This is a genomic window from Leptospira koniambonensis, from assembly GCF_004769555.1.
Taxonomy (GTDB): Bacteria; Spirochaetota; Leptospiria; order Leptospirales; family Leptospiraceae; genus Leptospira_B; species Leptospira_B koniambonensis.
Genome location: NZ_RQFY01000004.1, coordinates 753,201 through 773,100 on the forward strand (window position 1 = coordinate 753,201; position 19,900 = coordinate 773,100).

At 37.7% G+C, this 19,900-nt stretch carries 19 protein-coding genes; 4 read left to right on the forward strand and 15 right to left on the reverse strand.

From position 1 onward, the window contains the following. Window positions 1-12 precede the first annotated feature (12 nt). From EHQ52_RS07585 to EHQ52_RS07600, 4 genes are read right to left on the reverse strand one after another with little or no spacing between them, the layout of a single operon-like run. Window positions 13-630: an L-threonylcarbamoyladenylate synthase gene (locus EHQ52_RS07585; RefSeq protein WP_135614606.1), complete on the reverse strand. Its 618-nt coding sequence runs from the start codon at window positions 628-630 to the stop codon at window positions 13-15. Next, the gene (locus tag EHQ52_RS07590) at window positions 627-1,370 is read right to left on the reverse strand and encodes an SDR family NAD(P)-dependent oxidoreductase (RefSeq protein ID WP_135614607.1); all 744 of its coding nucleotides are present in this window, start codon (window positions 1,368-1,370) and stop codon (window positions 627-629) included. The genes EHQ52_RS07585 and EHQ52_RS07590 overlap by 4 nt, the downstream gene beginning before the upstream one ends. Then, a complete protein-coding gene (locus EHQ52_RS07595) occupies window positions 1,367-1,870 on the reverse strand; it encodes a hypothetical protein (protein ID WP_135614608.1) in 504 nt (167 codons plus the stop codon). The genes EHQ52_RS07590 and EHQ52_RS07595 overlap by 4 nt, the downstream gene beginning before the upstream one ends. 39 nt (window positions 1,871-1,909) lie before the next feature. Beyond that, on the reverse strand, window positions 1,910-2,788 hold the full coding sequence (locus EHQ52_RS07600; RefSeq protein ID WP_135614609.1) for a hypothetical protein: 879 nt from the start codon (window positions 2,786-2,788) through the stop codon (window positions 1,910-1,912). A gap of 72 nt (window positions 2,789-2,860) precedes the next feature. Here EHQ52_RS07600 and EHQ52_RS07605 point away from each other — a divergent pair, with 72 nt between their 5' ends. After that, entirely contained in the window at window positions 2,861-3,415 is a 555-nt protein-coding gene (locus tag EHQ52_RS07605) for a nucleoside triphosphate pyrophosphatase (protein ID WP_135614610.1), read from the forward strand. A 24-nt stretch (window positions 3,416-3,439) separates the two neighbouring features. Here the strand turns inward: EHQ52_RS07605 and EHQ52_RS07610 are convergent, their stop codons facing one another. Next, complete coding sequence (locus EHQ52_RS07610) at window positions 3,440-3,661, reverse strand: hypothetical protein (protein ID WP_135614611.1); 222 nt, start codon at window positions 3,659-3,661, stop codon at window positions 3,440-3,442. 96 nt (window positions 3,662-3,757) lie between these two features. On the opposite strand from EHQ52_RS07610, the gene EHQ52_RS07615 reads away from it, so the two are divergent. Next, window positions 3,758-4,861 (forward strand): DNA polymerase III subunit delta, encoded by a 1,104-nt coding sequence (locus EHQ52_RS07615; protein ID WP_135614612.1) that lies wholly within the window; start codon window positions 3,758-3,760, stop codon window positions 4,859-4,861. Here EHQ52_RS07615 and EHQ52_RS07620 read toward each other — a convergent pair. Both EHQ52_RS07620 and EHQ52_RS07625 read right to left on the reverse strand, forming a co-directional pair. Next, entirely contained in the window at window positions 4,806-5,702 is an 897-nt protein-coding gene (locus EHQ52_RS07620) for an AAA-type ATPase lid domain-containing protein (RefSeq protein ID WP_135614613.1), read from the reverse strand. The two genes, EHQ52_RS07615 and EHQ52_RS07620, sit on opposite strands and share 56 nt — an antisense overlap. Before the next feature lie 7 nt (window positions 5,703-5,709). Next, window positions 5,710-7,284, reverse strand: a complete 1,575-nt coding sequence (locus EHQ52_RS07625; protein ID WP_135614614.1) for an LIC10012 family protein — start codon at window positions 7,282-7,284, stop codon at window positions 5,710-5,712. Window positions 7,285-7,418: 134 nt separating this feature from the next. On the opposite strand from EHQ52_RS07625, the gene EHQ52_RS07630 reads away from it, so the two are divergent. Then, window positions 7,419-7,973 carry a lipoprotein LipL21 gene (locus tag EHQ52_RS07630; protein ID WP_100704893.1) on the forward strand — a complete coding sequence of 185 codons (555 nt, stop codon included), beginning with the start codon at window positions 7,419-7,421 and terminating at the stop codon, window positions 7,971-7,973. Window positions 7,974-8,188: 215 nt separating this feature from the next. On the opposite strand, the gene lenA is transcribed toward EHQ52_RS07630, so the two are convergent. After that, window positions 8,189-8,941, reverse strand: a complete 753-nt coding sequence (lenA, locus tag EHQ52_RS07635; protein WP_135614615.1) for a lipoprotein LenA — start codon at window positions 8,939-8,941, stop codon at window positions 8,189-8,191. Between the two features lie 110 nt (window positions 8,942-9,051). Here lenA and EHQ52_RS07640 point away from each other — a divergent pair, with 110 nt between their 5' ends. Further along, window positions 9,052-10,374, forward strand: a complete 1,323-nt coding sequence (locus EHQ52_RS07640; RefSeq protein ID WP_167492189.1) for an SH3 domain-containing protein — start codon at window positions 9,052-9,054, stop codon at window positions 10,372-10,374. Window positions 10,375-10,413: 39 nt separating this feature from the next. On the opposite strand, the gene EHQ52_RS07645 is transcribed toward EHQ52_RS07640, so the two are convergent. The 7 genes from EHQ52_RS07645 to dnaN all read right to left on the reverse strand — a co-directional run bounded on the left by EHQ52_RS07645 (window position 10,414) and on the right by dnaN (window position 19,775). Beyond that, window positions 10,414-11,592 carry a multiheme c-type cytochrome gene (locus EHQ52_RS07645; protein WP_135614617.1) on the reverse strand — a complete coding sequence of 393 codons (1,179 nt, stop codon included), beginning with the start codon at window positions 11,590-11,592 and terminating at the stop codon, window positions 10,414-10,416. Beyond that, window positions 11,592-12,545, reverse strand: a complete 954-nt coding sequence (locus tag EHQ52_RS07650; RefSeq protein ID WP_135614618.1) for a tRNA dihydrouridine synthase — start codon at window positions 12,543-12,545, stop codon at window positions 11,592-11,594. Before EHQ52_RS07650 ends, EHQ52_RS07645 begins: the two co-directional genes overlap by 1 nt. Beyond that, complete coding sequence (gene gyrA, locus EHQ52_RS07655; RefSeq protein WP_135614619.1) at window positions 12,542-15,055, reverse strand: DNA gyrase subunit A; 2,514 nt, start codon at window positions 15,053-15,055, stop codon at window positions 12,542-12,544. The genes EHQ52_RS07650 and gyrA overlap by 4 nt, the downstream gene beginning before the upstream one ends. 30 nt (window positions 15,056-15,085) lie before the next feature. Beyond that, window positions 15,086-16,999, reverse strand: coding sequence for a DNA topoisomerase (ATP-hydrolyzing) subunit B (gyrB, locus tag EHQ52_RS07660; RefSeq protein WP_135614620.1), 1,914 nt, complete (start codon window positions 16,997-16,999; stop codon window positions 15,086-15,088). 86 nt (window positions 17,000-17,085) lie between these two features. Beyond that, window positions 17,086-17,547 carry a DciA family protein gene (locus EHQ52_RS07665; RefSeq protein ID WP_135614621.1) on the reverse strand — a complete coding sequence of 154 codons (462 nt, stop codon included), beginning with the start codon at window positions 17,545-17,547 and terminating at the stop codon, window positions 17,086-17,088. Then, window positions 17,544-18,641 (reverse strand): DNA replication/repair protein RecF, encoded by a 1,098-nt coding sequence (gene recF / locus EHQ52_RS07670; protein WP_135614622.1) that lies wholly within the window; start codon window positions 18,639-18,641, stop codon window positions 17,544-17,546. Before recF ends, EHQ52_RS07665 begins: the two co-directional genes overlap by 4 nt. A gap of 12 nt (window positions 18,642-18,653) precedes the next feature. Then, the gene (gene dnaN, locus EHQ52_RS07675; RefSeq protein ID WP_100767787.1) at window positions 18,654-19,775 is read right to left on the reverse strand and encodes a DNA polymerase III subunit beta; all 1,122 of its coding nucleotides are present in this window, start codon (window positions 19,773-19,775) and stop codon (window positions 18,654-18,656) included. Window positions 19,776-19,900 lie beyond the last annotated feature (125 nt).

Below are 19,900 nucleotides of genomic sequence, written 5' to 3' on the forward strand. Positions count from 1 at the left end.
TGCCTCCAGAGATTATAATGAGTTGATCTTCTCCATTCCTTTGCCTTCTCTTAAGATGGAAATTCCATCTCCAGTGCAATCAAGAATGGTAGATAACTCTAGTTCAAGGATCCCTCCATCTAAGATCCCATCTACTTTGTTGCCGTATTCTTTTTCGATCATGTCCACATCGGTCACGAACTCATCTTTAAAAAATACAGAAGTAGAAGTAAGAGGATTTGGATGAAGTTCCAACAAAGCCTGTAAATATTTAGAATCAGGAATCCTTATCCCGATATTTTTATCTTTTTGATTTGAGAAAGAAACTCTAGGAAGATGTTTATTCGCTTTCACTACGAATGTATAAGGTCCAGGAGTAATTCTTTTCATCAAACGGAACGCTTCGTTGGAAAGTTGTTCCATATAGTTAGATGCGGTAGAAATATCAGCACAAAGAAGTGACAGAGGTTGGTTCTTGGAAATGTTTTTCAGTTTGTATAATTTTTCGACTCCAGCATGAGATTGGGAGTCTGCAATCAAACCGTAAACTGTATCGGTAGGAAATACATACACCCCTCCCTCGGATAATTTTTTGGAAATTTGTCCGAGGATCCTTTTCTCAGGATTCTGGGGATGTAATTCTAATATCATATACCGGAAGTAACACCTCCGTCCACGACGATAGTCTGACCGGTAACGTAAGCCGCTGCATCTGAAGCTAAGAAAACTGCTGCACCAGCAAGATCTTCCGGTCTGCCTAATCTAGACATTGGGATCCTTGCTTTCATTTGCTCCAATACTTCGGGTCTTTCCTTGATCATCTCCGTCATGTCCGTATCTATAAATCCCGGACAGATCGCGTTCACTCTGTATCCGGAACCTGCCCATTCTACCGCGAGGGCCTTGGTCATATTAATCACCGCACCTTTTGTTCCGCAATACACGGACGCAAATTTAGTGCCGACCATACCTAGGACTGAGGCGATATTGATAATGTTCCCGCCTTTTTTCTTATGTATTTTATAGTAAGCCTGACTCGCACGAAACACTCCCACAAAATTGGTCTGTGTCACATTTTGTATGTCCTCTTCTTTAAAAAAACCTGCAGGTAGATTGGTCGCTACTCCTGCGTTATTTACAAGTACATCCAACTTTCCGTGTTTTTTGCTCAATGTTTCAATGATAGAATCCATTGCTCCAGGTTGGCGAATATCAGCAGCAAATGCTTCGATGCCAGATCCTTCTAAACGTTTGATTGACTCCGCAGAAGATCCAGTTCCATAAACTGTTGCACCTGCGTCCAAAAATCCCTGAGCGATCTGTCTTCCAATCCCTCTGGTTGCTCCTGTTACTAATACTGATTTACCTGTTAAATCGAATACGTTTTTCAAAATTCTCCTCCCTTGTCGGTAGTTTTAGGTTCCGAATAATACACTTTAGGTTTGCTGTCATTTTGCAAAACACCACAAGGGTGTTTGGATCTATCCTTGTCGGATCTTCTTCCTGCGGAAATATCATATCTTTCGAATAGTTTTTTAGAATCTATTCTCATGTTATTTCCATAATCCGTATTGGTTGCCTTGATCTTTTCTTTTTTCTTAGGTAAAGGTTCCGTAGGATCATTAGGCTCTTTTTCTAGTTTTGCTTCTTCTTCTATTTTATAATCGTTCTTTAAAACTCCACGATCTATATAATGAGAATATCCTTCGTATTCTTCATGAAATGGATCGCAGTCAGAAAGATCCGGATTCACCACAATTTTATCGCAGAATATATCGAACCAATCGCAGGTGCTTTCAAAAGTATGGTTTTTAAAATTTTGAAGATTGAAACCACGGCAAGATACTGAGGAAAGAAAGAATAGAAGTAAGATAATTTTAAATAATTTCATATTCTATTCTTATATTCGGAAAGAAAACCCGAAAGACTCTTACTTTTTACCTTCGCTACTCGTCGGCGAATTCGTAGAGCTTGCATTGTTCTTACCATCACCCGGTTTTTTGCCTGTTCTATATTGGTATACGCTTATGATTGCCTGTTTTTCTTTTTGGCGATTTTTCTCTTCTGATTCGTTCAATACTTCCAGACAATCGTCCCAGTATTTTACTTCTTCAGGAGTTAAATAGTCTGTTTCCAAAACTTTGTTTTTAGTAAGTTTTTCTTCTGATTCCAATTTTCCTTCTTTGGATTTTTCCAGAAGGATTTTGGCTTTATAAAGTTGTAACAGACCTTGTTTAGCAAAATATAAATTCTGTCCTTGATTTCCAACTTCTCTTTCTAACTTGGCAGCCTGCCAAGTATCTCTATAGATCTGAAGATGTTTTTCCATTACGGGAATGTATTGTTTGCCGGGCGCTTCTGTATTCAATTTTAGATCTACAATCTTAGGTTGGATATCCTTCTCCAACGCATCAGAACGATTGAACACTTCTTTTGCTTGAGCTTCTGCAAGTTGATCCAGTTTAGTTTTTAAAGTTTGGAATTGGTTTCCTGCAGGTTCCCATTCCCCTCTTTGAAAAGAAGATTCTGCTTTTGAATAATCTGCGAGACAAGTATCCCAGTCAGCCTTCTTCCCAAAATTTAAAAGACTGGTCCTAAGATATCGTAAAGACACCCAAGATTTTTTACGCAAAGAATAAGCTCTGGATTTTGGATCCACATTTGAATTAGTCGGTTTGGTCTCCGGACTATCGCTAGGTGCAACTTTTTTAGCTTCTTGGGAATAAGAAGAAGTGAAAGCCATAAGTGAGACAAGAATTAGCGAAACTAGGGTGCGTATAGAGAAGAATGATCTAAGAAATAAATTCATTGGTTCGATCCGTGCGAACATTGATACTGGGAAAAGGAGTGTCTGGCAAGGCTTTTCTTTCAGGATGGATATATGCTTATTCTGAGATCCCAATCTCCTAGAAGAAAAGAGATCTTACAATCCTTAGGATTAAATTTCCAAATCCTAGCTTTGCCCATTGACGAGACTAGTCTTCACCAAGAAACACCCGTTAGTTATTTAGAAAGAGTGACTCTGGCAAAACTTGGACCAAAGTCAGAGGGCCCAGAAGATATAATCTTAGCCTCAGATACAATTGTAGTTTTCCAAAATAAGATCCTGCAAAAACCCGCAGATGAATCAGAAGCAATTTCTATGATCTCAGAACTTTCTGGAAAAACACATCAGGTGTTTTCAGGACTTGGGATCATGACTAAGAATCAAAAAATTTTCGATTACGATATTTCAGAAGTGGAATTCCATCCTTGGAACAAATCTGAAATTTTAGAATATATTAAAGTTTGTAAACCATACGATAAAGCAGGATCTTATGGGATCCAAGATCCGAATTCACCAGCAAAAAGTTTTCAGGGATCTTATTCTAATATCCTAGGATTTCCGATCCGTAAATTTTTCTTATACCACACTCTTTGGAGTAGGTTTCTCTGATTATTAAGTTAAGAAGAAGGGGAATTAAACGTAAAGATCTAAGAATCGACCCTTAGATGCGGAAGTTCCTTCCGGTGCAGAACTTCCATCAGGGCCATATAGTTTCAAAGATTTTCCTAAATCGGAAAAATCTCTTTGGCGAATTGGCTCAATTGCAGGAACTCTAGACTGATTCAGGATCGGCTTGATATAGGTAAGATAATCTTCTTGAGCAGAAATTCTCTGTACGCCGTCGCTGATTCTCATATGGCTTAAACCTATCTAAAAGATCGGAAAAATCTCGGATCTACTTTAGAAAAAGAATCGGATCATCCGCTTGACTCTCCTGTAAATCCTTCCAAAATGATTTCCGTGGCCGATACCAAAGTTTCGAATTCCTACGATAATCTGATCGATTTTCTGCATAAGACCAAACCGAGCCTGGAGTCTTTGCCTCAGATCCTATTTGTAGTCTCTCAGGATTCTTACGAATTCGGCGTAGTCAGTGATCTTTACAAGGTCGCGTATAAAAAAAGTGCAGATCCTTATGAGATCGTAGTTTTCGTAGCGGAACCTGGAGATCTGGAGAATTTTCAGAATGAAGCCGGAAACCTGGATATGTTCGCGGCCCAGAAATTATTTATCATTAAATCAGGCGTTACATTCTTTAAACCTTGGTTAGGAAAAACAAAATCTAAAACTTCTCCCAAATCTTTTTCAATTCCAGATACGGTAAGAATTCTGATCCATTATGATCATTGGGACCTTCCAAAAGAATTGATCTCCATATTCGGAGACAAGGTTTCTCATTTTAAATCTTCTAAAATATTTCCTGATAAAAGAAAAGAGGCTTTCTTAAGAGCCTCCAAAGAAGTAGAAGTCAAATTAGACGAAGAAGCAGAAGAAGAATTTTTACTCAAAGTAAATCCAAGCGCAGGTGCTTACTTAAAAAATTTAGAAAAACTGAAATTATATCTAGGTAAAAAAAGTTTCAATCTTGCGGATCTAAAAGAAGTTTTATTCCAAAGTTCTGAGTTCAGCTCTTCTGAGATTGTAGATTATTTTTTCGAAAAGGATTATGGAAGATTTTCCAGAGAATTTTCCAAATTCAAAATAGGGAAGGACTCACTTCTTATTTTTCTTTCCTTAGTAAAAGACCATTTAGATAAATTAAGAATTTATAAAATTATTCTGAGAATGTATGATAAGGTTCTAAGTGAAAAAGAACAGTCTGATCTACTTGGAATTGGAGCTTATTCTCCAGCTAGAAAAAATCACACTTTCAAAAGGCTCAGGAAAGAAAGTTCTGCCTTTAACGATATGGAAATTAAAGAACTATATGAGTTTTTATTAGAAATGAACCAAAAGATCAAAACAGGTTCCGAAAAAGAAGAAACCGTTTATTATTTCTTCAGGAAGATGGAGGATTTTTTCCATCCTCGGAATCGAACAATTCGAACTCGGTAATCTTTCTATAAATCGTTCTTTCAGAAATCCCTAATATTCTCGCAGCCTTCTCTCTGTTCCCATTCACTAAGATCAAATTACGTCTGATAATTTCCCTTTCATAATCCCTGAGAGGAATTCCAGTACGAACAGTAAGATTATCGTTCTGTTTGTATCCTGTTTCGAATAATTCAGGTGGAAGATGTTTTGTATCCAAGGTCTTCACATTATGCATAGAGACCATTGCTTCCAAAAGATTTTTTAACTGATGAAGATTACCCGGATAATCATATTCTAATAGGAACTTTCCTAACTTCTCAGAAACTTTAATATTTTTGCGATTATATCTTTTACCAATCAGATCCAGAAAGAATCGAGTCAAAGGAGGAATATCTTCCTTCCTATCTCTTAACGTAGGAATTTTAACCTGAAGAGTTTGTATCTCAGTCATCAGAGATTCTTGTAATCTACCAGACTTGACTTTTTCGGAAAGATCAGGTTGATCAGAAAGTAAGTATCTATTCTTTCCTTTTTCATTCCGTATCTTTTGCAAAAGTTGCACTTGAAAACTAGGGTTCAGATTAGAGAAGGCTTCTAAGAAGATTGTTACTCCAGCTTTGCCATCTAACTTAGAAAAGATCTCCGAAGTTTCTTCATCGGATTCTGAAACAGAAAAATCGAAAACTTGGTATTGAGGAAACCTGTCTTTACAATAGGAATGAAACAGATAACCTAAATAACTTTTTCCGGTACCTGACTCTCCTAAAAACAAGATCGGTAAATCCGAAGATACCGCTTGTTTCATACGATCCAGAATTTTACGGGTAGAAGGGGATAATGCTATAAAATTAGATTCTTCCATGGCTCTGCTACGGTTGAGAAACTTCCAGGATCTCTCCCTTTACTAAACAATCGAATTTGAATTTTTCCGTATTTCTCAAATAATTCCGAGCAACGGAAGGATCACATTCCAAAATTTTAGCAGTAGAGAAAGTATATCGTTCTAACGAATCCGGTATTACTTCGACCCCCTCCGAAGAAAAAGAGGATGAAAGAAACGTAACCGCCCACACTCCTTTTTTTCCTTCTGAAAATCCGGTTATGTTTGGAACTCGGATCCAGAATGCCTTAGACCCTGATTTGACTAAAACCTTCGGAAAATTTCCGAAATATTCTGAATTTGAAGCTTCACTTACGGAAGAAGAAAATAAAGATGCAAAATTACTGCGGACAGGCTCAGAAGTAAGGATCTTCTCCTTCTTCACTTCTTCATAAATACTTCCTAAACTCCATGGATTTAAGAATTCTCCCAAGGAATACTTACCTGCAAACTCCACTTTTTCGAGAGAAGAGTCTTCCATTTTCATTTTTGGATCAGGAGAAGCTCCGGTGCTGTATAATTTTCCTTCTTTGAAGACCAGAGTTTTAGAATCTCTAGGAGTTACAATTTTCTGGAAATAGGAAACTTCTCTGAATTCTGCTCCCCTTTTTGCTGCTTCTTTATGTTCCCTACGCGCTTCCGGTCCAGCGTAAGAAGAATATAGAATGGAAACTTTTGCACCGATCTGATTCAAACCCTCAATCGCAGCACCATATCCGCTTATAGAATTAGAAGCCTTGGCATTAGTGAGAATGCTGATCATTCTTTCCTTCTTCTTTCCTGGAGAATCTTCTGAACTTAGAATCCTTCTTAATCGAAGGAGTGCATTTGTAAGATCCTGAGTACTTGATTTTCCTTCGGATTTAAAATCCTTCCATTGTTTGAGAAGTTCTGAACGGCTGGATTCAGGAAAAACTTTCGAGCCATTCTCGCTAAAAACAACTAAACGAAATTTTGTTTCGGGTTGCCAAGAGATTGCTTCTAATTGCGACATAAATTCTTTTCTTTCAGGCGCGTAAGAATGAGAAGAATCTAATACGATGATCTGTGACTTCGCAGCTCGGACAGGTTCTCTAGAATATTCTTTTATCTTTTTCTTTGGAACCAAAGGAAAGGAATCCTTGGTCAACTTCTCTAAAGTCTCGAATAGATCCTTTCTGCCTATGATAGAATATTCTTCCATTTTAGAAAGGTTACAATCATACACAGAGCGATCGATCCTGATCTTCTCCTCAATCGACAACTGGTCTCTAACTACATAATCCGGTTTAAGTCTAGAGCAAGTTTGTTTGAATTTTTCTCTAGAGACTTGGGGAATTAGAAAATCTTTTATTTCCGGATCTGAATTCGGAGAGAGTTGTTCTTTAATCTCAAGAGAATAGATCCGAGTCGCATAGAACTGACCTAATTTTGCCAACTCGTAAGGCTTTTCTCCTGTTCCTTCTAAAGACTGAGGAGCTTGTCCTTCCCAATTTCCAGGAACAAATACAACTGTCGTCGCTATTGCGTCGCTAGCCGCCAGAGTTAGCAGAACAAAAAGATAATTTCGGAAATTTTTTGACAATTGTGCGCTGCGAATAAATATTTTTTTACCAAAAAGTTGGCTGCTTTTAATTTTAAACGTATTCATTAAAAAATGGCTTGCGGAATCCGTTTAATGGATATATTCCTCAATTCCATCTGATCAAGGAGAAAATGATGATCAAGAAAGTAATCGTTATTGCGCTATCTGCTGCATTACTTACCTATTGTGGAGCGAATACCGCTCAAAAAGATGCTACTTCCGTTGGTGACGGAGGATGGTCTTTCGAAGGCTGGGGTGGACCACCTGAGCAAAGAAACGACGGTAAAACTCCAAGAGATACCAATCCTAAAGACTATTATTACATGAAGTTCGCTTCTCGCGCATCTGCTAAAGCTGTTGCGAAAAAAAGTCTCGCTATGATGCAGTCTACTTGCCGTGAAGCTTCTCGCTTACAAGGCGCTTCCGACGTTGTTAAAAAAATGGTCGGTGAGACTGTTGAATCCGCATCCGGAGTTTCCGACGGTGAAGCAACTGCTTCTGTTATCGTTGGTACTTCTGCAGGTATCGTTAAAGGAGTAGGAGTTTACGAGTGTAAAGCTACTGGTCCAGGTTCCGATCCTAGCGATGTTTCTAAAGACAACTGGGAAGAATGCCAGTGTGTTATTTACGCTAAATTTCCAGGTGGACGCGACGCTCTCGTAGCTAAAGCTCAAGAAATCGGTAAATAATATTTAGTTCGAGTTTTTACTCTGACTGAAATGGAAAACCCCGCCGTGAAAATGGTGGGGTTTTTTATTTGTACACGTTAGAATCTAGAGAAAATGAAAGAGATTTGGAAATAATAACTCTACCCGAGTTTCTAATTTAAATAAAAAAACCCGGAGAATATCCGGGCTTTTCAAATTCTATTCTTATTGTATAAGAATCTTATTTAGAAATCTGATTATTCAGTAATTGTTAATCCGTATTCAGAAGCAATAGTATTTGCATCTTCCAGATAGACATCACCTTTCTCAGCAACAGATTTTAAAGCTTTTGCAGCTGCAGTTTTCAGCTCTTCTTGTTTTGCAGGATCTGTTGATTTACTAGCTTCAATTAATTTATTACTAGCAGACTTTAGATTTCGGATACTATCTCCTAGAATAGGATCTCTGGAAATATTAGAAGAAGCTCCTTGGATCCAAACATCATATAAAGTTTCTAATTTTCCTGCCTTCACTATAGAAGCATAACAACGAACTTTAGAAAAATCACCACTTGCCTCTAATTCAAAGCAAGACATTCCTTTTTCTAGTTTTCCTTTAGAAGGAGAAGTTAATGAATTTTTAGCAAACGCGTTATCGCCTGGACCTACTACGAAAAGAACTGCATCGAAGAAGTTTTTAGAAAGTCCATAACCTTCTTTTCCGTCCACGGTTTTAACTTTAAGGTATTCCACAGATGTTTTAACACCTTTTGCGTCTGTACTTTCATGGTTTACGACTTCTAATCCGCTAACTTCCTCATTTCCGTAAACAAGAGTAAGTTGCTCAGCTTTGTCAGTAGTTCCTGGCTTTTTGTAGATCCACTGGTCCCAGCCTGAGTATTTTGTTCCTATAACCTGAGCTACAGGCGTTTCTTCCTGCTTTTTGCAAGCAACGAATAATAGAAGAGCTAATACTATAACAGAGCTTGTGAGTTTTTTACCAATTTTCATTTAAATGTATCCTCCTTAAGGAAATCCATAATCAGCTTACTATGAAAAATTCTTGTCAATCCCAATCTAAAGAAAATAACTTGGTGGCTAATATGTGGATTTCTTACTTTATGAAATACGTTAAGAGCATCAGCTCAGTCTTTTTTTTTCATTTCATTCTAATTTCTTTTCTATTTTCCTGCGCATCCGCCGGAGTTAAAGGTTTCGGCTTTGTAACGGGAAACACTGTTTCTCTATACGAAAAACCCACTGCAAAAAGTAAGAAAATAGCCCAAATCAGCTCTTCCTCCAATTATGAAGTAATTGAGTCTGAAATTCCAGACAAAGAAGTAGGTTCCAAATTATTATGGTATAAAATTTCCAGCCCAAAGGGTTCCGGGTATCTTTCCTACGATGAGGAAATCGTTAAATCCAATATTTCGACCTTCTTGCCTCCAGCAAACGGAAGATTTGCGTTAGTCACAGCTAACCCTCTGCAAGTAAGGGAACAGCCTAGTTTAAAGGCAAAAGTGACTGGAAAACTTAACGCCAAAACTTTGGTAGAAGTGCAAAACGAATCCAAACAGGAAGTAAAGATAGAAGGTAAGTCTGGCTCTTGGCTGCAAATCAAAAGTTCTGATGGCAAATTAGGTTATGCTTACTCTGCCTTTTTAATGAGAGCAGCCACTTCTGAAGAATTGAAAGCTATTGAAAACCTAGTCGTTAGCGACGGAGGCTGGGCAGAATTAACCGGAAACCCAAATGTAGTATATAGATTCGAAGCAGGAAAATTTAACTTTTCTAAAAAGCCTTCCAGTCTTCCTAGTTTGGGCGGATCTTTTCAATTCGAGAATAAAGTAATTACTCCTAAAGGAAAAGTTTTCTACAGCTTCGGGAAAACGAATATTTATGTAGGATCCGAATTTCTCAAAACGTATCCTGACTATGCTACCTTATCACTCAAACATTTACCTTCCAGTTTCGATAAGAAGTTAGCAGAAGCGATAATTAAAAGTATCTCCAAAGAAACTGACTTTGACAATACTAGTTATGAAGAAACTGTTTTTGGAAAAAGAGCTCTTTATCTAGTCTCTCATAGTGATGTAAATAAATCTGAATATTCAACTTATTCTAACAAATATTTCTTCTTAAAAGACGGAATGAATTACACTTTATTAGAAGGTGACTTCTCAAACGTTGAAACTACCGATATTGATGAAGATGGAATTCCGGAACTTGTTTCTTCTTATTCGGAAGGAAGAAGTGGATATTCTTATACTAAAATTTACAGATTTAATGGTAATACTTTCGATTTGCTGATCCAAAACACGGATGAGTGTTCTTCAATCGAATATTATTATAAAACCATTACCGAAAAGACCGGTTTATGTGAAGGTCAGATCAAAAAAGAATATAATTATAAATTGGTTAGAGGAAAACTTATCCCCGAGTAATTTCCAAAGATAATAAGAGTCTGGATAAATTACTTCTTTTTATCCGGATTCTTTTCCTGTAAATTTTTCCCTTTCCTGGACAATCACTGTCTTCTTCAGAATAATCTTCATCGTTTCTTTCTTATTCATGGGTGTGAGTATTTTTTCAATATCATTTAGATAATCGATCCAAAGTTCGATTTTAAGAGAAACAGGTCTTTCTTGTAGTTCCAAATAAAACTCCTTTACCGCTGAATTTTGGCCTTCTTCAGGTGCAGGGATCCTTGAATCATAAATTAGTTTTTTAGGTGCAGATTGTTTTTCTCTCTCTTCTTTAGAAGTGATCTTATATAACTTCCTAAGTAGAAATTCTTCATGTAATTTGCCTGTATCAGAAAAAACTTTTAATCTTAATGCTCTAAAAAGATCTCCAGTAGGATAAGCATGTCCGATCCCGATCGAGTGAACTTGTACTAGAATTGTTTTAGAAGAAACATATTTCAATTCTACATATAAACTTTCCTTTAAGTTTTCGATACCATGGCCACCTCTAAAATTGTGAGATCTTTTAGAACCAGGAGCCAAATGACAATCTATACAATCAGATTCCTTTGCAAACCCAGAACCACTCCATTCATCTTTAGTTCCCTGCATTACAAGATCTGAATATTGTATTGGTTTGGCTTGATCTGATAAAGAGGCCCATGTAGGAAAATTAAATTGGTGGCAGGACTCACAGAGTTTTTCTGTCCCGAATTCCTCGACGACATTATATTTGTGATACAGTTGATCCGATTTAGGAAGTTCTTTTGTGATGATCTCTCCTTTTCTTACATGGCACACATTGCAAGATATACCTTCTTCTCGTTTGTAAATAGTTTGAGAGGAGATATTTCTTAAAGGTGCATGACAATTTTCACACCATTGCATTGGCTCAATAGTAAAACTGTGCTGGTACAAACTATTTGTATGAGCTACCTTGTGGCGAGAAGCTGACCAGTTTTCGTAGACTTGCTTGTGACAAACTTTACAATCAGATGCGGATCCTAGAATTTTTCCGGTATATCTATCTCTGATCGAATCTTTATTTGGATCAAAATTTACTGCGTGTAAACCTTTTTCTAAACCTAATACTATCTCTAATCGATTTTGAAAATTTTCTGAACTTAAGTTAACTATAGAAATTAAGATAAGAGCGAAGGCTAAAATAATGCCGATCGAAAGAGTTTTAAACTTCATTAGACTAAAACTTTCGATTCTTCCAGAACTCCCAAAAGAATACCGATCAGTTTTTCAGGATCTTCCATTTTAAGAAGTTCGAGTCGCATAGGCTCCACTTCTTTTCTGGATTGTATATAACGCACCAGATGTTTTCGGAGGAGGATAAGACCGTATTTATCTCCAAAAGTTTCTCTCATCAATTGCAAATGACTTAAGGTTGTGGATATTATTTCTTCGAAACTTAGATTTTCTTTTTTTATGTTTGAGAATATCCAAGGGTTCCCGATGGAATTCCTACCAACAAGAACTCCGTCTACCTTAGATTCTTCTTTTCTGCGAACCGCTTCTTCATAACTGCTTACATCACCGTTTCCGAAGATAGGAACTTTTCTTTCTGATTTTATATCCGCGATCGCATCCCAATCTGCTTTTCCGGAGTAGCCCATTTCGCGGGTCCTTCCATGAACTGAGATTGCCATCACTCCTGATTCTTCTAAAATCCTGGACACTTCCATATAATTTCTAGAAGTATCATCCCAGCCCAGACGGATCTTTGCAGTCACTGGAATGTCCAGCGTCTTTCTCATTTCTTCTATTATTTTTCCTGCATATACAGGTTTGCGGAGAAGCCCCACACCGGATCCTCGCATAGAAACATTTCGAGCAGGGCAGCCCATATTTAGATCGATGATATCAGGATTTAATTCGCGAATTCTTTTTGCAGCGTCTACTATGATCTCAAGTTTGTTACCGAAGATCTGGAAAGTTATTGGTCTTTCTTCTTCACGAAAACGTAATAGAGATAATGCTTTTTTAGATCCTACAGCGAGGCTGTCTGTGGAAACAAATTCGGTATAGGAGAATGCAGATCCGTATCTGCGGGCCATGGTCCTAGTCGGGCTATCACTGATCCCGGCCATCGGCGACATGGCCAACCAACCGGGAATTTCGACAGAACCGATGCGGATCATTTTTCTTTGCTTTCACGAATCACAGTACAATCCTGGACCCTATCATTGTCCTTGATGTCTACGACTCTGACTCCTACTGCAGTTCTTCCCATTTTAGAAATTTGGTTAGCTTCAGTTCTAATAACCATTCCTTGCTGGGTAACTAAGATGATCTCATCCTCTTCTCCCACAGAACTTACTGCAACTGCTGCACCGTTTTTCTCTCCGACTTTCAAGAAGGCCATTCCTTTGCCTCCTCTTCCCTTGGTTCCAAACTCTTCGAATCCAAGTCGTTTTCCGTAGCCGTTTTCAGAGATCACGAATAGATCATCACCTTCTACCACTTTAGAAAGTCCTACGATCGCGTCCTCTTTGGCGAGTCTCATTCCTGTAACACCTTGTGCAGTTCTTCCTTGAGCGCGGATTGTATCCATTTCTATTCGAAGTGCAAGTCCGTTTGCAGAGAAGATCATCACGTTATCACCTTTGATGACGGAAATTACTTCAATGAGTTGGTCTCCGTCTCTTAGACCGATAGCGATGATACCTGATTTTTTAACGTTACCGAATTCAGATAATTCTACTCGTTTAATAAATCCGTTCTTAGTTACGAGTAATAGATCTTTTCCTTTGTCTTCTTCTTTGAATGTGAAGATCGCAGAAATAGTCTCGTTCTCGCCAAGGCCTATGATTGCTTTTAAGGATTTTCCTCTGGCTTCTTTGGATGCCTGAGGAAGTTCGTAAGCCTTCATCATATATACTTTTCCGGTATTGGAGAAGAACATTACATTGTCGTGGGTCATGGCGGTTTTCATGATCTTGACCACGTCTTCTCTCTTTTGAGAAAGACCTTGGATCCCTTTTCCACCACGTCTTTGTCTTTTGAAAGTATCCAGAGGAAGTCTTTTTATGAATTGATCATAAGTAATTTGTAATACAACTTCTTCGTCCGCTATCAGATCTTCTGCATTGAAAGTAGAAGATTCTACACTTTCTAAACTAATATCAGTCTTTCTTTTGTTTCCGAATTTTTCAGAAACTTCGGCAAGTTCGGTACAAACTATATCAGCGACTCTTTCCGGTTTTGCCAAAATGTCTTTTAGATCTACGATTAAAGCTCGAACTTCTGCCAACTCATCGATTACCTTTTGGACTTCCAAAGAAGTTAATCTTTGTAGTCTCATCTCCAAAATCGCGTCAGCTTGGACATCAGAAAGAACGAATCGAGCCATCAATTGTTCTTTTGCTTCCGGAGCATTTTTAGATGCACGGATTACTTTGATTACTTCTTCGATATTCTCGAGTGCGATCTTCAATCCTTCTAAGATATGAGCGCGTTTTTCAGCCTTATCTAGATCGAACTGAGTTCTACGAACGATTACTTCTTTTCTGTGGAGAGAATAAGCAACCAGGATCTCTTTTATATTAAAGATCTTAGGTTTATTATCCAAGATCGCAAGCATTGTGATCCCATAACTTACTTGTAATTGAGTAAGTTTCAGAAGTTGATTTAGAATTACTTGTGCATTTGCATCTTTTTTAATATGGATCTCTACTCTGATACCTTTTCTATCAGATAGATCTAAAATTTCAGAAATTCCTTCGACTTGTTTTTCGTTAACAAGCTCACCAATTCTTTCTAGAAGAGTCTTTTTATTTACTTGGTAAGGAATTTCGGTAACTACAATTACTTCTCTTCCTTTTTTATTCTCTTCGATCTCTACTTTGGAACGAATGCGGATTGAGCCTTTACCGGAATGGTATGCGGATAATAAACCTTCTCCGCCAATGATCGTACCACCAGTGGGGAAATCCGGGCCCGGCATTATTTTAAGAATTTCTGATATACTTACATCAGGATTTTTGATTACTGTGATAACAGCTTCAATTGTTTCTCTCAAGTTATGAGGAGGAATGTTTGTAGCCATTCCCACTGCAATTCCGGAAGAACCGTTTACTAGTAAGTTAGGAAAATTTGCAGGAAGTACATCTGGCTGCTGTTTGGTATCATCGAAGTTTGGAGAAAAATTTACAGTTTCCTTTTCAATATCTCTTAAAAGTTCTTCTGCAACTTTCGCAAGTCTTGCTTCTGTATATCGATATGCTGCAGGGTTGTCTCCGTCTATCGATCCGTAGTTTCCTTGCCCGTCAATAAGAGGAACCCTAAGAGAAAACTCTTGGACCATACGAACCAATGCATCGTATACGGAGCTATCTCCGTGAGGGTGATAATTACCTAATACTTCTCCAACGATTTTTGCACACTTAACGTAAGGACGGTCACTTCTCCAAGCCCTTTCGTTCATTGCATGTAGAATACGTCTGTGAACCGGTTTTAAACCGTCTCTTACGTCAGGAAGAGCTCTTCCCACAATTACGCTCATCGCATAACCGAGGTAGGCTTCCTTCATTTGGTCTTCGATCTCGACAGGAATTACCCTGACGCCGTTCTTCAATGCATCACCAATATCAGGACGGGAAGAAAGGCTGAATCCTAAAGTTTTTGTTTCGTTCTCTAGCTCTTCGCTCATTTTTATTTAGAATTTCCTATTACCAATATATTAAAGATCAAGGTTCGCAACTTTTGCAGCGTTGACCTCAATAAAGCGACGTCTCGGATTTACTTCGTCGCCCATAAGTATATTAAATGTATCTTCTGCTTCCACGTAATCATCTAGTTTTACTTTTAGAACGACTCGCTTTTCAGGATCCATTGTTGTTTCCCAAAGTTGCTCTGGATTCATCTCACCCAAACCTTTATATCGTTGAATGACTGCCTTTTCTGTTCCTAAAGATTTTAAATACTCATCCTTCTCTTTATCAGAGAATAAATAAGTAGATGTCTTACCGTGTTTGATCAAATACAGAGGAGGTTGTGCAACATATAGAAACCCTTTTTCGATGATAGGTTTCATATAACGAAAGAAGAATGTAAGAAGAAGTGTACGAATATGAGAACCATCTATATCCGCATCCGTCATAATAAAAACCTTATGATAACGAGCCTTATCTATATTGAATTCATCTTCGCCAATTCCAGTTCCTAATGCGGAAACTAAGGTACGAATTTCTTCATTACCAAGAATTTTATCTAAACGAGCCTTTTCTACGTTTAGGATTTTTCCTTTTAGAGGAAGAATTGCCTGGTAATGTCTATCTCTTCCTTGCTTAGCAGAACCACCCGCTGAGTCACCCTCTACAATATAAAGTTCAGAAGCAGCGGGATCTTTTTCGGAACAGTCCGCCAATTTTCCAGGAAGACCGCCGCCTTCTAATACTGACTTACGACGAGTTAGATCACGAGCTTTACGAGCGGCCTCACGAGCCTTAGCAGATAATATACATTTTTCTAATATCTTTTTAGTAATCGCAGGATTCTCTTCGAAGAAAAGAGAAAGACCTTCTCCAGTTAGAGTTTGCATGATCCCTTTGATCTCTGCGTTTACTAATTTTTCTTTTGTCTGGGAGTTAAACTGAGGCTGAGGAATTTTTACTGAAATTACAGCTGTGATCCCTTCTTTTAAATCCTCTCCAGATAATGCAGTGGGTTGTTTTTTTACGAGCTGCTGATCTTTCTTTAAGAAATCATTAAGTGTTCTAGTTAAAGCAGCACGAAAACCTTCTAAGTGAGTTCCACCCAAGTTATTATTAATATTATTGGTGAAACAAAAAATATTTTCAGAATATGTATCAGAGTATTGGATCGCGATCTCTGCGACCACATCGTCTTTATTTCTTTCGAAATGAATTGTTTTGTGAAGAGGATGTTTGTTTTCGTTTAGATATTCAACGAAAGAAACGATACCTCCATCAAATATGAACTCATGTTTTTCCGAGTCGGACTTTCTTTTGTCCTGAACGATAAGTTTTAAACCCTTATTCAAAAATGCCAATTCTCTAAAACGAGAAGTAAGCACGTCAAAATGGAATTCAGTAGTAGTAAAGATAGTTGCATCCGGTTTGAATCGAACAACAGTACCTCTTTCGGTAGTATCTCCAATCACGTTTACGGGACCTTGAGGCACACCTCTGGAATACTTTTGCTGATGGATCTTTCCATTTTGGTAAACTTCCACTTCCAATGATTCAGAAAGTGCATTAACTACAGATACCCCAACACCATGGAGTCCGCCGGAAACCTTATAGGCATCGTTCTCGAACTTACCACCGGCATGTAGGATGGTCATAACAACTTCGATTGTGGAGATATTTTTTTCCGGGTGAATGGCAACTGGGATTCCGCGCCCATTGTCCTTCACTTCTATTATATTATCAGGAAGAATGGAGATAGTAATGTCTGTACAATGGCCTGCCATTGCCTCGTCTACAGAGTTATCGACGACCTCATAGACCATCTTATGAAGACCGGTCTCATCTTGGGTCCCGATATACATTCCGGGGCGCTTACGTACAGCCTCTAATCCTTCTAGGATTTTGATCTGACCTGCGCTATAACTGCTTTCTGGTTGGCTCATTGGTCCTCCGGAATCTAGGAATAGTTTTCCTGAATTCGCTAAGGAGGCAAGGAAATTCGGCTTATTATTTAGAAAGAATGTCCTTCTCAGAGGAATTCAATCAGCTCTAAAAGTCTTTTTTTCGCAATGGGATCTGTTTCTTTTTCAGCTAAAGAAACTAGGTTTTGTTTGCCCTCCAATCCAGTTTTATCTGCGGTATATGAGGGGGATTTTTGTCTTTTAGGAGTGAGATTTCCTATCCTAATTTCAATTTTTTTTACTACATCTCTTCCTAGATAACGAGCGGAATAACTTAAGATTCTCTTTCTCATAAAAAGGATCTCTTGTTTGTATGCAGAGTGAACTGTTATGATGACCAACACATCACCGTGAACCGCAAATGGTTCTGAATGATTTGCATATACTGGACCTATTATGTCGACCCAGCGTTTAACTAAAGTTTGGACTGCAATCTTCTCCGCTAAACTTTCTTCAGTTAAGCCCAAACTTTGAAGAATATTTTTGAACTCCTGAGGATCAATTTTTTGTATCTTGGATTCTTCTTTCATTGATAAGGAGTGACTAATCCATTTTTGACTACAAAGATCTGTTTTTCATCTTCAAGTCTTCCCACATAGTCGGAGATACCTTCGAGGTCGGTGGTGGTAAAAAAAGCCTGCCCCGAATTCAAAACAAGATCCACAAAATATTCTCTTCTTTTTACATCCAATTCTCTAATTACATCATCAATTAGAAGAATAGGGGTCCTCCCCAATTTCCTGCGATAATACTCAAAAGCGGCAGCTTTTAAAGAAATCACAGTACTTCTCTTTTGACCTTGAGAAGCGAAATCCATGATATCACGATTATCTTCTCCAATATATAGATCGTCTCTATGGATCCCGACAGAAGTATAACCTAGTTTTCGATCTCTATTAATATTTCTTTGTAAGGTTTCCTTAAAATTTTCCAGATCGAAAAAGCTGGGTTTGTATTCAAGAGTTAGATTGTCTCTTCCACCACTTAACTTTTTTAGATTTTCTCTATAGATAGGATCGAATTCTAAAATGAATTCTTTTCTTTTATTAAATATACTGATCCCTTTTTCAATGAGTCTTTGATTCCAAATTTCATAAAGACCAGGATCAGAAGATCCACTTTTTAAAAGTGCATTTCTTTGTTTTAAGATGCGATTATATTCTATTAGATCATTTAAGTAAGAAGGATCTAAAGAAGAAAGTAGACTGTCCAAAAATCTTCTTCTTTCTGAAGGCCCGCCCTCTACGATCACTAGATCCAGAGGAGTCATCAGAACGCTTAGGAACTTTCCTACTAAGTCAGATCTTTTTTTAACTTCTTCTTGATTGAATTTAAGTTTGCGGCGACTAACAGGTTTTTTAGAAAAGCCTAATTCATAAATTTCTTTTTTATGATCTCTGTCGACTTCACCTTTGATATAATATCCGTCTGAATTCCAGCGGATCAAATTTCCTTCTTCTGATTCTCTAAAACTTTTTAGCCAAGAGATCATAGAGATTGCTTCGAGTAGGTTTGTTTTTCCTTCTCCGTTTTCTCCCACAAAGAAAATAAGCCTGGAATGGAACTCCAGGCTTATCTGTTCGTGATTTCTGAAATTGAGAAGCCTTAGGCTTCGTAAAAACACGGATCTTCTCTTTTAGATTTTCATCGGCATGATTACCGATATAAAATCAGGATCAGAAGGATCTTTGAACACAACAGGTGAACTTGAATCACTAAATTCAATTCTGAATTCATTATCATCAATAGATTTGAATACATCAGATAGATATTCACCTTTGAATGCCACAGTAACCTCGTCTCCAGAATACTCGATAGGCATATTAATACTAACCTCATTCACTCCTTGTGTTTGAGCGTAGAAGTTGATATTATTTTTTGTGAATGTTAAACGTATCTGACGAGTAGGTTCTTCTGCAGCAATCAATGCTTGTCTAAGATAGATCTGGAATCCTTCTTTAGGAATTACTGCACTGAATTTAGAAGACTTAGGAATTACTTGCTCATAATTCGGGAAGTTACCTTCGATCAATTTACAAAGAAGTTCAATCTGATTTGCATTCACATAGATTTGATTGTCTATGATCCCAATCTTTCCAGTTTCAGCAGTCGCGATCATTTTAGAGATCTCTCTAATTGCTTTCGAAGGAATGATAACTGAATCTTTGAATTTCAAAGTAGTAGAAAGAGGTCTTTCGATCTTACATAATCTTCTGCCATCAGTAACTGCAAATACAAGCTTGTCCCCTTTAGGAACCATGAATAGTCCATTGAAGATATATCTTTGGTCTTCATGAGCAATTGCATAAGAAGTTTTACGGATCATCTCTGCAAACATTGCAGTTGGGAAATCAGAAATATTAGAAGCATCTACTTTAGGAATAGTTTTAATCTCTTCTGCATCCATTCCATTCAGTTTGTTTTTATAATCATTCTTCTTAGTAGCGTCAGTGATATAAGTAATACTTGAATCAGCATCGCCGTCTTCAGTTGAGAGTAATGCCTCTTCAAAGTGAATGGTTTTAAAAATACTGGATAATTGTTTTGCAGGTAATGAAATATCTCCCGACTTATCTACTTGAGCATTTAATGATGTTTTAATAGATATCTCTAAGTCAGTTGCAGAAATAGATACGGAAGAAGTTTCAGCTTCTAATTTTAAGTTGGAGAGAACAGAACGTATCTCTCTAGCAGAGATTACTCCCTCTACAGCGTGAATCGCTTTTAGGAACTCAGATGTGTTCACTTTGATCTTCAATTTACATTCTCCATTTCTATAGGTGATCTATATATAGATTCTTATATATGTACTGTTGTAGTACTTGTACCTGTGCATATGTAGATAAGAGTCATAACTCTTTAGATAAGGGAAATATGTCGCAT